This is a genomic window from Blautia sp. MCC269 (assembly GCF_018785655.1).
In the GTDB taxonomy this organism is placed as follows: domain Bacteria; phylum Bacillota; class Clostridia; order Lachnospirales; family Lachnospiraceae; genus Blautia_A.
Window position 1 is genome coordinate 26,130 of the sequence record NZ_WQQE01000105.1, and the last position, 14,986, is coordinate 41,115.

14 protein-coding genes are annotated in these 14,986 nt (G+C 45.1%); 7 read left to right on the plus strand and 7 right to left on the minus strand.

The annotated features are described in order from the left end of the window. The first annotated feature begins 28 nt into the window (after window positions 1-28). From GPK88_RS18020 to GPK88_RS18050, 7 genes are all read left to right on the plus strand, one after another. Window positions 29-1,072: a type II secretion system F family protein gene (locus tag GPK88_RS18020; RefSeq protein ID WP_148445182.1), complete on the plus strand. Its 1,044-nt coding sequence runs from the start codon at window positions 29-31 to the stop codon at window positions 1,070-1,072. A gap of 12 nt (window positions 1,073-1,084) precedes the next feature. Further along, window positions 1,085-1,441 (plus strand): hypothetical protein, encoded by a 357-nt coding sequence (locus tag GPK88_RS18025; protein ID WP_148445183.1) that lies wholly within the window; start codon window positions 1,085-1,087, stop codon window positions 1,439-1,441. Further along, window positions 1,438-1,980, plus strand: coding sequence for a DUF4860 domain-containing protein (locus GPK88_RS18030; RefSeq protein WP_195567433.1), 543 nt, complete (start codon window positions 1,438-1,440; stop codon window positions 1,978-1,980). Before GPK88_RS18025 ends, GPK88_RS18030 begins: the two co-directional genes overlap by 4 nt. 135 nt (window positions 1,981-2,115) lie before the next feature. Continuing rightward, complete coding sequence (locus GPK88_RS18035) at window positions 2,116-3,279, plus strand: RNA-guided endonuclease InsQ/TnpB family protein (RefSeq protein WP_195567434.1); 1,164 nt, start codon at window positions 2,116-2,118, stop codon at window positions 3,277-3,279. A gap of 189 nt (window positions 3,280-3,468) precedes the next feature. Beyond that, on the plus strand, window positions 3,469-3,918 hold the full coding sequence (locus GPK88_RS18040) for a hypothetical protein (protein ID WP_148445186.1): 450 nt from the start codon (window positions 3,469-3,471) through the stop codon (window positions 3,916-3,918). Then, window positions 3,918-4,403, plus strand: coding sequence for a hypothetical protein (locus tag GPK88_RS18045; protein WP_148445187.1), 486 nt, complete (start codon window positions 3,918-3,920; stop codon window positions 4,401-4,403). Before GPK88_RS18040 ends, GPK88_RS18045 begins: the two co-directional genes overlap by 1 nt. A gap of 4 nt (window positions 4,404-4,407) precedes the next feature. Continuing rightward, complete coding sequence (locus tag GPK88_RS18050) at window positions 4,408-5,475, plus strand: type IV pilus twitching motility protein PilT (RefSeq protein WP_148445188.1); 1,068 nt, start codon at window positions 4,408-4,410, stop codon at window positions 5,473-5,475. A 76-nt stretch (window positions 5,476-5,551) separates the two neighbouring features. On the opposite strand, the gene GPK88_RS18055 is transcribed toward GPK88_RS18050, so the two are convergent. The 7 genes from GPK88_RS18055 to GPK88_RS18085 all read right to left on the minus strand — a co-directional run bounded on the left by GPK88_RS18055 (window position 5,552) and on the right by GPK88_RS18085 (window position 14,985). After that, window positions 5,552-6,052, minus strand: coding sequence for a COG2426 family protein (locus GPK88_RS18055; protein WP_059086725.1), 501 nt, complete (start codon window positions 6,050-6,052; stop codon window positions 5,552-5,554). 16 nt (window positions 6,053-6,068) lie between these two features. Then, window positions 6,069-7,127 carry a histidinol-phosphate transaminase gene (hisC, locus tag GPK88_RS18060; RefSeq protein ID WP_173762036.1) on the minus strand — a complete coding sequence of 353 codons (1,059 nt, stop codon included), beginning with the start codon at window positions 7,125-7,127 and terminating at the stop codon, window positions 6,069-6,071. Between the two features lie 195 nt (window positions 7,128-7,322). Continuing rightward, on the minus strand, window positions 7,323-8,498 hold the full coding sequence (locus GPK88_RS18065) for an NAD(P)-dependent malic enzyme (RefSeq protein ID WP_118061875.1): 1,176 nt from the start codon (window positions 8,496-8,498) through the stop codon (window positions 7,323-7,325). Between the two features lie 56 nt (window positions 8,499-8,554). Next, window positions 8,555-9,730, minus strand: a complete 1,176-nt coding sequence (locus GPK88_RS18070) for an Ldh family oxidoreductase (protein ID WP_330384883.1) — start codon at window positions 9,728-9,730, stop codon at window positions 8,555-8,557. A gap of 128 nt (window positions 9,731-9,858) precedes the next feature. Beyond that, window positions 9,859-10,593, minus strand: a complete 735-nt coding sequence (locus tag GPK88_RS18075) for a FadR/GntR family transcriptional regulator (protein ID WP_118070577.1) — start codon at window positions 10,591-10,593, stop codon at window positions 9,859-9,861. A gap of 177 nt (window positions 10,594-10,770) precedes the next feature. After that, on the minus strand, window positions 10,771-12,372 hold the full coding sequence (locus tag GPK88_RS18080) for an ATP-binding protein (protein WP_215708105.1): 1,602 nt from the start codon (window positions 12,370-12,372) through the stop codon (window positions 10,771-10,773). Window positions 12,373-12,525: 153 nt separating this feature from the next. Further along, window positions 12,526-14,985 (minus strand): glycoside hydrolase family 3 protein, encoded by a 2,460-nt coding sequence (locus tag GPK88_RS18085; protein WP_215708106.1) that lies wholly within the window; start codon window positions 14,983-14,985, stop codon window positions 12,526-12,528. Window position 14,986 lies beyond the last annotated feature (1 nt).

Below are 14,986 nucleotides of genomic sequence, written 5' to 3' on the forward strand. Positions count from 1 at the left end.
CGATTCCCAGCAAAAAGGAGACTTTATTATGAACTATAAACTGACCGCCCGGGAATTATCCAGTTTCTGCGGGCAGATGGGAATGCTTCTGCATTCCGGCATATCCACCACAGAAGGCCTTCATATTCTCTGTGATGAAAGTAAAACCGATACAGACCGTGAAATACTTACCCCTCTGATCCGTTCTGTGGAAGAAAACGGTTCTCTTTCCCAGGCACTGGAAGAGGTCGGCTGTTTCCCTGCATCTATGACTGCCTATGTAAAAACAGGCGAGGAAACCGGCTGCCTGGATGAAATTATGAACAGTCTTTCCGAACATTATAAACAGGAACAGGAAATCTCCCAGCAGATCCGAAGCGCTGTCACCTATCCTCTGATCATGCTTGGCATGATGGCAGTGGTAATTCTTGTTCTTCTGGTAAAAGTCCTTCCTGTTTTTCAGCAGGTGTTTCAGCAGATGGGACTGGAAATGAACGGGGTTTCCCGGGGACTCCTCAATGCCGGCAATGTAATCAGTCACTACTCTGCCGTTTTTCTGATTCTTGCCGCTGTTCTGATTGGCTTCACCCTTTTTTTCAGCCTTACCGAAAAAGGCCGCTCAAGCCTCCGGAAACTGGTTACCCATCTGCCCATATTTCGTGAGATCCCCGTTGCCATGGATTACAGCCGTCTGGCCCAGGGACTGTCTCTTGGCCTTCGAAGCGGTCTCTCCCCGGAAACAAGCCTTGAACTTACAAAAGCGTTGCTTTCACAGCCGGAGCTTCTCACAAAACTCCAGAAAACCTCTGACCTTCTTAAGGAAGGGGAAGCTTTTTCAGAAGCGCTTACAAAATCCGGACTTTTTGGAGGCATGGAGGGCCGTCTTATCCGTGTATCGTTTTATTCCGGATCCAGCGATGAAACTTTACACAGCCTTTCCGAACAGTACTCTGAGAAATCTTTAAACCTGATTTCTCAGGCAGTTTCCATTGTAGAACCTACCATTGTGATTCTGCTTTCGCTTCTGGTTGGGCTTGTACTGCTTTCCGTAATGATGCCTCTTCTTGGAATTCTTTCTGATTTTGCAATGTAAGGTGGTGACAGAATGGAACTTTTTGAAAGCCGCAGAAAAAAATTTTTACGGGGATTTCTTCTTCTTTTTCCCGTACTGCTTCTGATTCTTGCCTGTATTCTCTTTGTGGCAGGAATCAGCCATACTTCCGGGCAGGCTCTTCAGAAAGAACAGGATGCTCTGGAAAAAACATTAAAAGCCAGTGCTGTCCGTACTTATGCGCTGACCGGAGAATATCCGGAAGATCTTTCGCAGATTCTTCGTGATTACCATATTACCTATGACAAAAGCAAATTCGTTGTGGAGTACGTTCCCAACGGTTCCAATCTGCTGCCATCTATCAGCGTTATCGCCCTTTCCGGCAGCACGAAGGGAGGAAGTGCTTCATGAAGCTAAAGAAAAATACGGATCATTCCATTTCGTCCCTTTTTTCTCTCCTTCTGTTTGGTATTTTTGTCCTGTTTCTTATGCTGATGCTTCTTTTTTCCGCAAGAATCTATCAGCAGACAGTAAAACAGACCGACTCCGATTCCGAACTTGGAACCGCTATCACCTATCTGACTACCAAATTCCGGCAGCATGACCAGGCGGACGAAATTTTTTCCGGGACTCTGGACGGTACCCCTGCACTATGTTTCCGGGATAAAATTAACGAAAAAGACTACATCACCTACATCTACCTGAAAGATGAAAACCTTATGGAACTTTTTACCGCTTCAGACTCCCAGGCCAGTTCCTCTGCAGGCACCGTAATTTCCTCTCTTTCTGATTTTCAGGTAAAAGAAATGGAACATGGTTTCTACCGTCTTTCCCTTGAAAATACTTCCGGGGTTTCCACTCAGTTTCTGCTGCACAGTACAGCTGTTTCTTCCGGCTCAGGCAAAAAGGAGGATCTACAAGTAACTGAATATATTACAAAAAGATATTAAACATGTTTAAATATACTTATTAATTTCTACCAAGGTCAAAACACTTGTTCTGCATGTTTAATCATGGTATAATGAAATAGAACAAATAGTTCATAAACATATTAGCCAATAATAACAGGAATCAGCCAGAAAAGGATGATAAGATTGCTAAAAAGTTTCAAAACAGAGATCAATCCTACAGAAGAGCAGAAGATTAAAATACATAAGACAATCGGCACATGCAGATATATCTATAATTTTTACCTGTTTCATAATAAAGAACTTTATACTTTGGGTAAAAAATTTATGAGCGGTAAATCGTTCAGCGTATGGTTGAATAATGACTATCTTCCGAACCATCAGGAATATTCCTGGATCAGGGAAGTCAGTTCCAAATCGGTAAAACATTCGATTGAAGATTCCTGTACAGCTTTTTCAAGATTTTTCCATCATCAAAGTGGTTTTCCACGGTATAAGAAAAAAGGACGATCGAATGTAAAAATGTATTTTGTAAGAAACAATCCCAAAGATTGTCTTTGCGAAAGGCACCGGATTAAGATTCCGACGCTTGGATGGGTAAGGCTGAAAGAGAAAGGTTACATCCCAACATCTAAGGATGGATACATAATCAAAAGCGGAACTATTTCTATGAAAGCCGGCAGATATTATGTTTCTGCACTGGTAGAAGTGACAGATCCGGTGAGAGACAGCTGCTTTAGCGATGGTGTAGGGATCGATCTGGGTTTGAAAAATCTTGCCTTCATATCAAATGGAACTGTCTATAGAAATATTAATAAAACAGCACGAATAAGAAAACTTGAAAAACAATTAAGGCGGGCACAGCGAAAGCTCTCCCGTAAATATGAAAATTTAAAGAAAGGAGAGCCCACTCAAAAAGCAAATATACGTAAACAAAAGCTTAAAGTACAGAAGCTTCATCAGCGTCTGGAAAATATTCGTACAGATTATATCAATAAGACGATATCTGAGATTGCGAAAACCAAGCCATCTCATATAACGGTTGAGGATCTGAATGTATCCGGGATGATGAAAAACCGGCATCTTTCAAAAGCAGTTGCATCACAGAAATTTTACGAATTTCGCACAAAACTGAAGACAAAATGTGAGGAATTTGGAATTGAATTACGGATAGTCAGCAGATGGTATCCTTCTTCAAAGATCTGTCACTGCTGCGGACACATCAAAAAAGACCTGAAACTTTCAGACAGAGTCTACAAATGTGCATGCGGTTATACGGAAGACAGAGATTTCAATGCAGCACTGAATCTGAGAGATGCAGAAACTTACGAAATTGCATGATCCCGCAAACGTAAGCATGTACCGAAGGCTATTTCGGGAATTTACGACTGTGGAGTGTACTTAGGATCTGTGAGTAGAGATAACTCCGGTTGCTCAAAAACATACACGAAGAAACAGTAAGTGGTATTCGAGAGAAGCCACATTATCTCAATGTGAGTATATTTAATCATATTTTGAGTGGCAGGCATCATGAAAAAAACACAGCATAATTCCGGCACCAGCCTTTTTCTCATGGAAATGATCCTGGCTCTTTTATTCCTGTCCCTTTCCTCTGCTGCCTGTATTCAGATTTTTGCGGCAGCCCGGAAAAACCGTATTCAGGCAGAACAGTGGAACCAGATCCAGGCACTCACTACTTCCGCCGGGGAAGCACTGGAGGGTACCGATGGTTCTCCGGCAGAACTTCTGTCCCTTCTTCCAGGCGGCATCCAAAAAGAGGACAATCTGATCTGGTATTATGACGACACCTGGCAAAACTGCTCCGAAAAAAACGCGTCTTATGAAATGATTTTTTCTCCGGATACTTCCTCTTCTGAAAAATCCGGAGAGCTGTCTTTCCTCCAGGTTTCGGACAAGCATATGATTTACCGGATTCCCTTAAGTTTTCCGGCTGAATACAGCGAAAAGGAGGGTTCCTGATGAAACAGAAGCATACTTTTTTTGTAACCGTGGGAATTCCCTCTCTGTTTCTGATTTTTTCTGTTCTGTGTCTCTGTGTACTGGCTCTTCTCACTCTTGGAAGTTCACGGTCTGGCCTGAACACCGCCAGGTATTCCATGGAACAGACTGAAAAATATTATAACGCCTGCAGCAAAGCCACAGAAACCGTATCTGAAATTCGAAATGAGCTGTCTCAGTACGCAGATAACGCTTCTGATGAAGCAAAATATTTTTCCCTGATACAGGCAAAAGCAGATACTGACAGGAATTTTTCCTGGGATTCCACGAAACATACCTTAACTTTTTCTACTGAAATCTCAGATACCCAGCAGCTTTGTACTGTACTTGAAATTTTTTACCCAGCAAAAAACAATGGTTCCGTTCTGGAAATCCGGCAGTGGAATACTGATCTTACCAATTCCTGGGATCCGGATACACGCCAGAATCTTTTTAAAGGAGAGTGAAATTATGGATATAGAAACCCCTATTCCCGATTTTCTGACAGAAGCAGCCAATAAACGCGTTTCTGATATCTTCATCATTGCAGGCCGCCCTCTGGCCGAAAAAATCGACGGTCATCTTCTAAGCAGTGGAGAACGACTGATGCCTGCGGAAACCGAAAATCTGCTTCGCATCATTTACAAACTTGCCGGAAACCGTGATATATCCCGGCTTCTGGAAACCGGTGACGATGACTTTTCGTTTTCCATTCCCGGCGTCTCCCGTTTCCGTGTCAACGCTTATAAACAGCGTGGTTCCCTGGCTGCCGTGATCCGTGTAATCGCCTTCAAACTGCCGGATCCTGCAGAGCTTTCCATTCCGGAGGATGTGATGAGTGTTTCCGATTATACCCGTGGTATGGTTCTTGTTACCGGTTCTGCCGGAAGCGGTAAATCTACCACTATGGCCTGCCTCATTGACCGGATTAACCATACCCGGGAAGGCCACATTATTACCCTGGAAGATCCTCTGGAATATCTTCACCGCCATGACCGCTGCATTGTCAGCCAGCGAGAGATCTGCACCGACACCGAGAGTTACTTGACTTCTCTTCGTGCCACCCTCCGCCAGAGCCCCGATGTAATCCTTCTGGGTGAGATGCGTGATTATGAAACCATACAGACCGCCATGACTGCCGCAGAAACCGGACATCTGGTTTTTTCCAGTCTGCATACTCTGGGCGCTGCCAACACCATCGAGCGTATCATGGATGTCTTTGAACCTTCCCAGCAGCGTCAGATCGCTATCCAGCTTTCCATGGTCCTTCAGGCGGTTATTTCCCAGCAGCTGATCCCGGATGTGGACGGCCGCAACATTCCTGTTTTTGAGATTATGCGCCTGACACCTGCCATCCGAAATATGATCCGTGACAACAAAGTTCATCAGATCGAAGGCGTAATCTCCACTTCCAGCCAGGATCAGATGCGTTCCATGGACCAGAGTCTTCTGGAATTATACAAAAAAGGCCGTATCACTAAGGATACAGCCGTGAGCTATGCAATGAATCCGGATATGCTGAAACGCCGGCTTATGTAACAATGCCTGAAAATACAAAATTCCTCATCACCTACCAGACTTCGTGACAGTGATGAGGAATTTTTATTTTTCTTAATCAGTGCACTACATTTCCTACAATTCCATAGGAAACAATATACATAATGGCACTTGCCATAAAAAGTCCGCACAGGATCGCAATGGAGGATTTTTTGATATCCACCTCAAGAAGAGAGGCGATCAGTGCACCTGTCCAGGCGCCGGTGCCCGGAAGGGGGATTCCCACAAACAGCAGAAGTCCCAGAAATTCATATCTCTTGATCTGGTCACTCTTTCCCATAGCCCTGTTTTCCAGCTTTGTGATCAGACCTCTGAACGTCTTTGTTTTTTTCATCCATTTAAAGATCTGCCGGATAAAAAGCAGGATAAACGGAATCGGAATGATATTTCCCACGATACAGATCGGCAGTGCCTTTGCAGCCGATATCTTCAGCAGAGAGGCTGCCAGAAGGCCGCCTCGAAGCTCCAGTATCGGGATCATTGAAATGATGAACACAGCTCCCTCAGGAGAGATAAACTGTGCAAGGTGGTGTGAAAACCACTGTACCAATACTTCCATAATATCTCCTTAATCGTTATTTCTGCAGATATTCCTTCAAGAATTCTACTAGCTTTTTCATCTCCTCATCCGTGCCGATGGTGATACGGAGATGATTGTCGATCCTGTCCTTCGGGAAATATCTTACATAGATATGTTTCTCCCTCAGTGCTGCGAAAAGCTCTTTTGCCGGACAGCTCTCATGTGTGGCAAAGATAAAGTTGGATCTGGAATCCTGGAAGGAAAATCCAAGCTTTCTGAGCTCTGCCTTCGTCCACTCTCTTGTTGTAATGATCTTATGGCAGCATTCCTCAAAATATGCCTTATCCTCCATAGATGCCACACCAGCTGCAATGGTAGTACGATCCATTGTATAGGAGTTAAAAGAATATTTCACATCATTGAGATATTTGATCAGCTCCGGATTTCCGAAGGCATATCCGATACGCATGCCTGCCAGGGATCTGGACTTGGAGAAGGTCTGCACAACAAGCAGATTATCATATTTTTCGATCAGCGGCAGTGCGGATGCTGCTCCGAAATCCACATACGCCTCATCTACGATCACGATACTCTCCGGATTCTTTGCCACGATCTCCTCGATCTCGGAAAGAGGCATTTCTACGCCGGTCGGTGCATTTGGGTTAGGGAATACGATCCCGCCGTTTTCACGGAAATAATCTTCCTTACGGATATGGAACTCCTCATCCAATGCCGGGCGTTCATATGGGATCCGTAAAAGATCTGCCCATACATCATAGAAAGAATAGGTGATATCCGGGAACAGGATCGGTTTCTCTGAATTAAAAAATGTGAGAAAACACATAGCCAGTACATCATCGGAACCAACGCCTGTAAATACCTGCTCGTCCTTCAGTCCGTAGAACGCGGCAATACTGTGTACCAGGTCTCCTGCTGTCGGGTCCGGATAAAGTCTCAGGGTATCGGCATCAAGGGCCTTCAGCGCCTTCTCCACACCCGGAGCCGGTGAATATGGATTCTCATTTGTATTCAGTTTGATCATGCCACTCTCATTTGGCTGCTCGCCAGGAGTATACGGCACTACTTTTCGTATATTAGCTTCCCATGGTTTCATGCTGTGCTTAACCTCCTATCATATTCTTTTGCTATTGTACTCACTGAGAGGACATTTGTCAAAGGGTAATACCACCTGTCAGATGCAAAAAGACACCCGTACCGGGTTACAGGGTACGGGTGTCTGATTTATTTTCTTAACTTATGAAGGGCTGTTCTGGTCTGTATCGGACGGATATCCGTGCTGTATCTGTAATCAGATACGTGCTACGCCTGTTGCTTTTGCTGCCTCTGCTACTGCTTTGGCTACAGCCGGTCCGACTCTCTTGTCGAATGCCTTCGGAATGATATACTCCGGAGAAAGCTCCTCGTCTGTGATCAGATCTGCAAGAGCCTTGGAAGCTGCGATCTTCATCTCATCGTTGATATCGCTTGCTCTTACGTCAAATGCACCACGGAAGATTCCAGGGAATGCAAGAACGTTGTTGATCTGGTTCGGGAAGTCACTTCTTCCTGTTGAGATAACCTTTGCTCCGCCTGCTTTTGCGTCATCCGGGAAGATCTCCGGTGTCGGGTTTGCGCATGCGAAGATGATGGCATCTTTGTTCATGGTCTTAACCATCTCTGTTGTAACTGCTCCAGGAGCGGAAACACCGATAAATACATCAGCGCCAACAAGCATATCTGCAAGGGAGCCCTGTTTCTTCTGAAGGTTTGTGAGCTTGCTCATCTCTTCCTTAACCGGGTTCATTCCTTCTGTACGTCCCTCATAGATGGCTCCCTTTCTATCGCAGAGTGTAACATCCTTGAAGCCTGCTTTCAGAAGAAGTCTGCAGATAGAGATAGCAGCTGCACCTGCACCGTTCATAACGATACGAACATCCTCTTTCTTCTTTCCGACAACCTTCAGAGCGTTTGTCAGACCTGCAAGTGTGATAACTGCAGTTCCGTGCTGATCATCGTGGAAGATCGGAATATCACATTTCTCTTTCAGTTTTTTCTCGATCTCAAAGCATCTCGGAGCGGAGATATCCTCAAGGTTAACACCACCGAAGGATCCGGAGATCATGTAAATAGTATTTACGATCTCGTCTACATCATGGCTCTTAATGCAAAGCGGGAATGCGTCTACATCACCGAATGCCTTGAAAAGCACACATTTACCTTCCATTACAGGCATACCAGCTTCCGGTCCGATGTCACCAAGACCAAGAACTGCGGAACCATCTGTTACAACAAGACACATATTCCATCTTCTTGTAAGTTCGTAGGATTTATTGATATCTTTCTGGATCTCAAGGCAAGGCTGAGCTACACCTGGTGTATATGCAAGAGAAAGGTCGTCTTTATTCTCAACCGGAACTCTTGTAACAACCTCGATCTTACCTTTCCAATCTCCGTGCAGTCTTAATGACTCTTTTGCATAATCCATTTTCTTTTCCTCCTTGGATAATTATGATATATTTCATTTCAAAAGGATTACCTGAATTAATAATTACCATTGAAGAATTTACTGTCCTTCGGAAGCTCATAGCCTTCAAAATAAGAGCCAAAATCAAGCTTCAGATAACTGCAGAGATCAGCAAGCTCTACCATGGTATTGTCGTTGACCGGAATGCCATTCTCTTTTCTGTCTTTTTCAGCAGCTACCTCTTTCTCGCCGTGTGTATAGATCCTGTCCTGACCGTCTGCCTTCGGACTCTCCCGAAGTGCCTCAAGATATTCTGAAAAATGCTTGCGGATTGCATCCGGATCTCCGAATGCCGCCGGGTTGATCGCCATAAATCCATGGCAGATACCGGTCTTATCCGGGAATGTACAGCATTTGTCAGAGGTAACGCCCATGGAAAGAATAGAGCTGAACAGCTCACAGAGCATTCCATAGCCATATCCCTTATGGCTTCCGCTGACTTCCTCGTTTCCACCAAGAGGCATGATCCCGCCGCCCTTCTTGGCTACGATGTTTGCAAGTACATCCGGTGCATTATTGCTGGCATGACCGTTTTTGTCAAGTGCCCAGCCATCCGGAAGAGGCTTGCCCATCTTATTATACATTTCCAGTTTACCTCTGGTTACAACTGTCGTAGAACAGTCAAAGAAAAACGGATACGGATCTGCAGGCATAGCGACTGCGATCGGGTTGGAGCCCAGCATAGCCTTTCTTCCGAAGGTCGGTACCATGATCGCCTCGGAGTTGGTACATGCCATTCCAAGAAGTCCTTCATGACAGGCCATGTTCGCATAATATCCTGCAATACCGAAATGGTTGGAATTTCGTACACTTACGATTCCCACACCAGTTGTCTTTGCCTTCTCAATTGCCTTTTCCATGGCAAAATGGCTGATCAGCTGGCCCATTCCATTATGTCCGTCTATCACGGCAGAAATCGGTGTCTCAAAAACAACTTCCGGTTTCGCCTGGGGATGAATAGTCCCCTTCTCGATTCCTTTATGGTAACGAACCATCCTCTGCATTCCGTGGCTCTCGATTCCATACAGATCAGCAGTCAGAAGAACATCTTTAATGATGCTTCCTTCTTCCTCAGAAAAGCCAAACGCTTTGAAAACGTCTCCGCAGAAATGGTTCAGTGTGTCATAACTCCATTTTACATATCCCATGATCGTAAGTCCTTTCTCCTGATATTTCCGGCAGGTTACTGCCATAATACCAAACTTTTTTGGTATTACCAATACAGTCCCTATTATAGCACTCGGTCTTACCAAAATCAATAGTGGTCTTACCAGATCAACGGGATTTTTACTGAAATTTTATTTAATTTTTGTCAGGTGGATCAGCGATGAAATACAAGGCTGTTCTCACCCTGCTGCTGTGCGATCTCAATTATATATTTCTCAATGGTTTCCATATGTTCGCGCATCAGCTTCTCCGCCTGGTTCCGGTCTCCGGAAATAATGGCTTCCACCAGTCTTCTGTGCTGGTCATCCACCTCAAGAGCGGAATTATGTTTCTGCATAATATAGGCTCGAGTACCGGAAATGATCTCCTCTGTCAGCTGTGCTGCCGCATCCAGAACATTATAGATCATAGGATTTCCTGCGATCCTGCCGATCTTCGTATGAAGCTTCTTATCAAGACCTGCACGAGCTTTCTCATCCTCTGCGCTCTCCAGCTGTGCCAGAATGGAACGCAGATCTAATGCGTCCTTCTCCGTACAATTCCCGGCTGCAAGAAGAGCAGCCTCCTGCTCCAGCGCAGAACGAAGCTCCTGCACCTGCTGTACATGGCTGTTATTCAGCTGAAAAAGAAGGGCCAGTGGTGCAGAAAGCCACTGATCCATATTCTCGGTGATATAGTTGGCTCCGCCGCGGACCGTTGTGACAATTCCCATCAGCTCCAGTGCCCGCAGGACTTCACGGACAGCAGGTCTGGAAACTCCCAGTGATTCTGCCATAACACGTTCCGCAGGTAAAGTGTCCCCCGGCTTCAGTTCTCCCCGCCGGATATTTTCTATGATCTGCGCTAATATTCCGTCAAATGCTCGTTCTTCTGTAATCTTTGTAAACATGTCGTCCGTTTCGGCCGCCTTCCTTTATTATTGTGTTGTCTTTAAAAGTCCCGGAATGTATTAATATCTGTGCAATTTGACTATCTACGCACCTTCTTTTGGGACTTTTATGGTAAATATTATACTGTAATTTACCAATTTAATCAATAGTAAATAAGCAATTGGTCAGACAAACTATCACTTTATCCCATTATTGAGAATATTTTCCACTTCCTCCATCTGACCCAGAAGCATTTTCTGGCGGTCGTCAAAAAGAAGACCTTTATTATGCCTGTAATACTGGTCAGAACCGTTCTCCCGAATGAACCAGAGACTATAATAGTTGGCATTCAGTTCTGTGATAAATGCCACCATTTCCTGACTGTCCCCAAAGGCAGCTTCCATAAAGTCGAAGACGTTCTGAAGAGTAAAGGATATTTCGTCAGTTCGGTTTTCGTAGGCTTCGGTTTCGGATTCAAAGAGGGCTTTCACAAACTCATAGTTCCGGTTTGATGATGGAACTTCCGATTCTGCTGCGGCACTTCCGCCTCCTGCCAGCTCTGAACCTGATCCGGTTTTATCTGATCCGGTTGATTCCGATCCAATTGATCCCGAGGTTGATTTCGATCCGGACGCATTTTCAAAGAATGACACAACACGTTTCTGTATACGCTCCTGCTGTTTTGTAAGAAGCTCACTCTTTTTATCCTTTTCAAGATCCGCCTCTGCTTTTTCCAGGAGATTTTTTGCTGTAAGGCCGTCCTGATTTTCTCTGAAGTACACCATATAATCATACAGTTTCGTGAGATAGGCATCAGTAAGACAGCATTCTGTAAAAAGCTCGCCGAGTTTTCCATTAAGAAGGCTTACAATGCTCAAATGCTCGTCCAGGGAAGCTGTGTGAATCTTGCCCAGAGTGATGGAATCCCACTTTCCTTTCAGGATGTCTTCCACCTTATAGTCCGTTCTGTACTTATAATAAAGAGCCAGATAGCTGGCGAAATCCTTCGCGATCATCCTGTGCTGGATGTACTGGCTGACCACCTCACGGTCTACGGTTTTTCCAAGGATCTCATAAACCTGGATCAGACGGGAAAGATCCTCCCAACCTCTGGCTGTGGCAAAGATCTTTCCGTCTACGGTATTCTCCACCCTGTAGAAATTTTTTCTGCGAAGCTCCAGATAGGAGATCACCGCCGGATGAATTCCCTGCTGGTAGGCGTATTCCTTCCATACATCAAAGTCTGCCTCCACATCGATCTTCTTGATACGGTCCAGAGTGACCACATCGAATTCCCGGACGGATTTGTTATATTCTGGCGGGTTGCCTGCTGTGACGATCACCCAGCCTTCCGGCACCTTCTGGTTTCCGAAGGTTTTTCCCTGAAGGAACTGCAGCATCATCGGCGCCAGTGTCTCGGATACACAGTTGATCTCATCAATAAACAGGATTCCCTCTCTCAGGCCTGTTTTTTCCATCTTATCGTAAACGGACGAAATGATCTCACTCATGGTATATTCTGTGACAGAAAATTCTTCCTCACCGTAATTCTTTTTTACAATAAAAGGAAGTCCCACAGCACTCTGCCTGGTGTGGTGGGTAATGGTATAGGAAACAAGAGCAATCCCGCATTCCCTTGCTATCTGTTCCATAATCTGTGTCTTTCCGATTCCCGGAGGGCCCATAAGAAGGATCGGTCTCTGTCGGATCGCCGGGATCCGGTACTCACCGAATTCGTCCTTTGAAAGATATGCTTCTATGGAATCTCTTATCTCCTGCTTTGCTCGTTTTATGTTCATGGTATTCTCCTTTTCACGGCATATAAAAAACTGCCTGCAGGATCCTCCGCCTAAAACGGGTTGCCTTGCGCGACATCTGCAAAAAATATGCCTGAATCCAATGATAAATCGAAAATTGAATTCAGGCAAGTTTTTCACTACTATATATTTTTTTTATTCTGCTGTCAGTGTGTGTATCAGGTTCAGAATACGTCCCGCACACATTCTGACAACTTCTTCCGAAAGCTTTCCGTCTTCAAAAGCTTTTCGGATATTTTCTGCATCGGCTGCATTACCAGGCATGATAATATCATTTCCTGCTGTCACGCATTTCCACGGAATACTTCCATCTTCCGGAACCGTTGTATTCCAGTCTGACATGATCACACCGTCAAATCCCCATTCTTTTCGGGCAATGGCTGTACAGAGATCAACACTGTTTGCAGCATGGACACCATTCAGTAAATTATAGGAAGACATGATTGCCACTGGTCTGCTTTCTTTAACTGCAATCTCAAAACCACGCAGGTAAATTTCCCTCAGGGCACGTTCTGATACCTGTGCATCTACGCCCATACGATTATCTTCCTGATTGTTGCAGGCAAAATGCTTAACGGTAACACCGCAGCCAGGTCTGCTCTGCACTCCTTTTGTCATGGCTGCTGCCATGGTTCCGGAAAGCAGCGGATCTTCGGAATAATACTCAAAATTTCTGCCGCACAGAGGGTTTCTCTGAATATTAAGACCAGGTGCTAGCCAGAGATCTATGTGGAATTCTTCCATTTCTTCTGCAACTGCTATTCCAACTTTTTCCACAAGGGCAGTATCCCAGGTCTGAGCCAGTGCAGTTCCAACCGGAAATGCCGTACAGAACTGATAATATCTGTCTGCGTTTTCGTGAGTCTCATCTGTTCTCAGGTATCCGTTTTCCAGAGATCCAAGGACACCGATTCCATATACTGTGTCTGTTTCTCTGTCTACTTCATAATTCTGCTGAAGTCTCAGTCCTGCCGGCCCATCGGCCATGATCAGTGGGGAAACGCCATATTGCTCATAAAGAGCAGCCGTGGTCTCACCGGCAGAGCCAGGAACACGGATTCCTGCCGCCCCCAGATTACTGGAGATTCCAGCAATATTTCCATAAAACAGCGGGAGCAGATCCTTTGCAGGAATCTTATTTTCCGGTTGGCAGGTGCATTCTGTTCTCTTCTCTGGTTCAGGATAATAGATATATCTTCCAATCTTCTCATTCTCTGCCTTCTCTTTCCATTTCAGAGTTCTGGCAGAAAGATTCTGGCGGTCATAAACTTCTTCAGTAATATCAGTCTGATTCTCAAGGATATTCGTTTTATCCAGGATCACACTCTCCGGCACTTCAAGCATTGCAGCCAGCGTAAGCGATGCAATGCTGTTTCCGACCCAGACAGCATAATAACCTTTTTCAGCAATCCAGGCATGCTGCTCTTCGGAAAAATATGCCAGTGTCTTTCTGTCGATCCTAATTTTCAGCAGTTCTTTTTCCCCCGGCTTCAGAAGTTTTGTTTTTGCAAAGCCAGCCAGCCGACGGTATTCCTTCCCTGATTCATCCTGTGGAAGAGACACATAGACCTGCACGACCTCTTTTCCCGAAAAAGTTTCTCCTGTATTCGTTACCTCTGCTTCAACTTCAACGCCATCCCCTGATGTTTTCATCCCATGGAAGCGTATCTGCATTTCTGTGTAAGAAAGTCCATATCCAAACGGAAACAGCGGTTTTACACCAAAAGTATCAAAATAACGATATCCTGTATAAATTCCTTCCTTGTACTCTTCTCTTTCAAGCTTGCCATTAAGATAGCTGTATTCCTCTGCACACGGATAATCCTCATACCTTCTGGCCCATGTTGCAGTCAGCTTGCCGCCTGGAGTTACCTTTCCCAGAAGGACATTGGCGAGGGCAAGTCCGCCTCTTTGTCCAAGCTGGGAAATATTCAGGACAGCACAGATATTTTCTGTTTCTTCCAGAATATCTGTCAGTTCTACCGGACCGCCGGAATTCAGGATAAGTACTGTAGGAATCTTCTGTGCATCAAGGAACCGGATATCCTCCCGCTCCCGTCTGCTCAGATAATAATCTCCCTCGACCCTGCGCCTATCCTTTCCCTCACCGGAAATCCTGCTTACCACATAGATTGCTGTCTGGGCATCGACAGTATCTTCTGCTGTGACTGCACGGCCTTCCGGCATTGCAAAGGGATTTTCCGCATAGGCATCAAAAGGATTTTCCACAAACTTTGCTTCTTCCAGTATTTTTTCTTTCCATGCCCGGCGTGCTTCTGCGTATATTGACTCATAATTGGCCAGCCATTTCTCGCTTACGATCTGAATACCGTTTTCTTTCAGTCCCTGATAAATAGAAATGTTACTTCTGTTATTCACATCACCGGAACCTGTTCCGCCTTTCACTGTCTTTCCCGCACCGGCGCCGTATAAACCTATTTTCGTGGAAATATTCAGAGGGAGTATTTTTTTATCATTTTTCAGCAGTACAATACCCTCCTCTGCTGCTTTTTCCGAAAGAAGACCGTTTCGTATTTCACGGTCTGACATGCTGTGTTTCTTTGTTCCGCTGTGTTTCCATTTCTTAACTGTCATA

Excerpts from the sequence above, each read along its gene's own strand:
- GPK88_RS18055 (WP_059086725.1), bottom strand. The coding sequence starts at position 6,052 with ATGGAAGTATTGGTACAGTGGTTTTCACACCACCTTGCACAGTTTATC.
- GPK88_RS18025 (WP_148445183.1), top strand. The coding sequence starts at position 1,085 with ATGGAACTTTTTGAAAGCCGCAGAAAAAAATTTTTACGGGGATTTCTT.
- GPK88_RS18075 (WP_118070577.1), bottom strand. The coding sequence starts at position 10,593 with ATGTTTACAAAGATTACAGAAGAACGAGCATTTGACGGAATATTAGCG.
- hisC (WP_173762036.1), bottom strand. The coding sequence starts at position 7,127 with ATGAAACCATGGGAAGCTAATATACGAAAAGTAGTGCCGTATACTCCT.
- GPK88_RS18030 (WP_195567433.1), top strand. The coding sequence starts at position 1,438 with ATGAAGCTAAAGAAAAATACGGATCATTCCATTTCGTCCCTTTTTTCT.
- GPK88_RS18065 (WP_118061875.1), bottom strand. The coding sequence starts at position 8,498 with ATGGATTATGCAAAAGAGTCATTAAGACTGCACGGAGATTGGAAAGGT.
- GPK88_RS18020 (WP_148445182.1), top strand. The coding sequence starts at position 29 with ATGAACTATAAACTGACCGCCCGGGAATTATCCAGTTTCTGCGGGCAG.
- GPK88_RS18035 (WP_195567434.1), top strand. The coding sequence starts at position 2,116 with ATGATAAGATTGCTAAAAAGTTTCAAAACAGAGATCAATCCTACAGAA.
- GPK88_RS18050 (WP_148445188.1), top strand. The coding sequence starts at position 4,408 with ATGGATATAGAAACCCCTATTCCCGATTTTCTGACAGAAGCAGCCAAT.
- GPK88_RS18040 (WP_148445186.1), top strand. The coding sequence starts at position 3,469 with ATGAAAAAAACACAGCATAATTCCGGCACCAGCCTTTTTCTCATGGAA.
- GPK88_RS18070 (WP_330384883.1), bottom strand. The coding sequence starts at position 9,730 with ATGGCAGTAACCTGCCGGAAATATCAGGAGAAAGGACTTACGATCATG.
- GPK88_RS18045 (WP_148445187.1), top strand. The coding sequence starts at position 3,918 with ATGAAACAGAAGCATACTTTTTTTGTAACCGTGGGAATTCCCTCTCTG.
- GPK88_RS18085 (WP_215708106.1), bottom strand. The coding sequence starts at position 14,985 with ATGACAGTTAAGAAATGGAAACACAGCGGAACAAAGAAACACAGCATG.
- GPK88_RS18080 (WP_215708105.1), bottom strand. The coding sequence starts at position 12,372 with ATGAACATAAAACGAGCAAAGCAGGAGATAAGAGATTCCATAGAAGCA.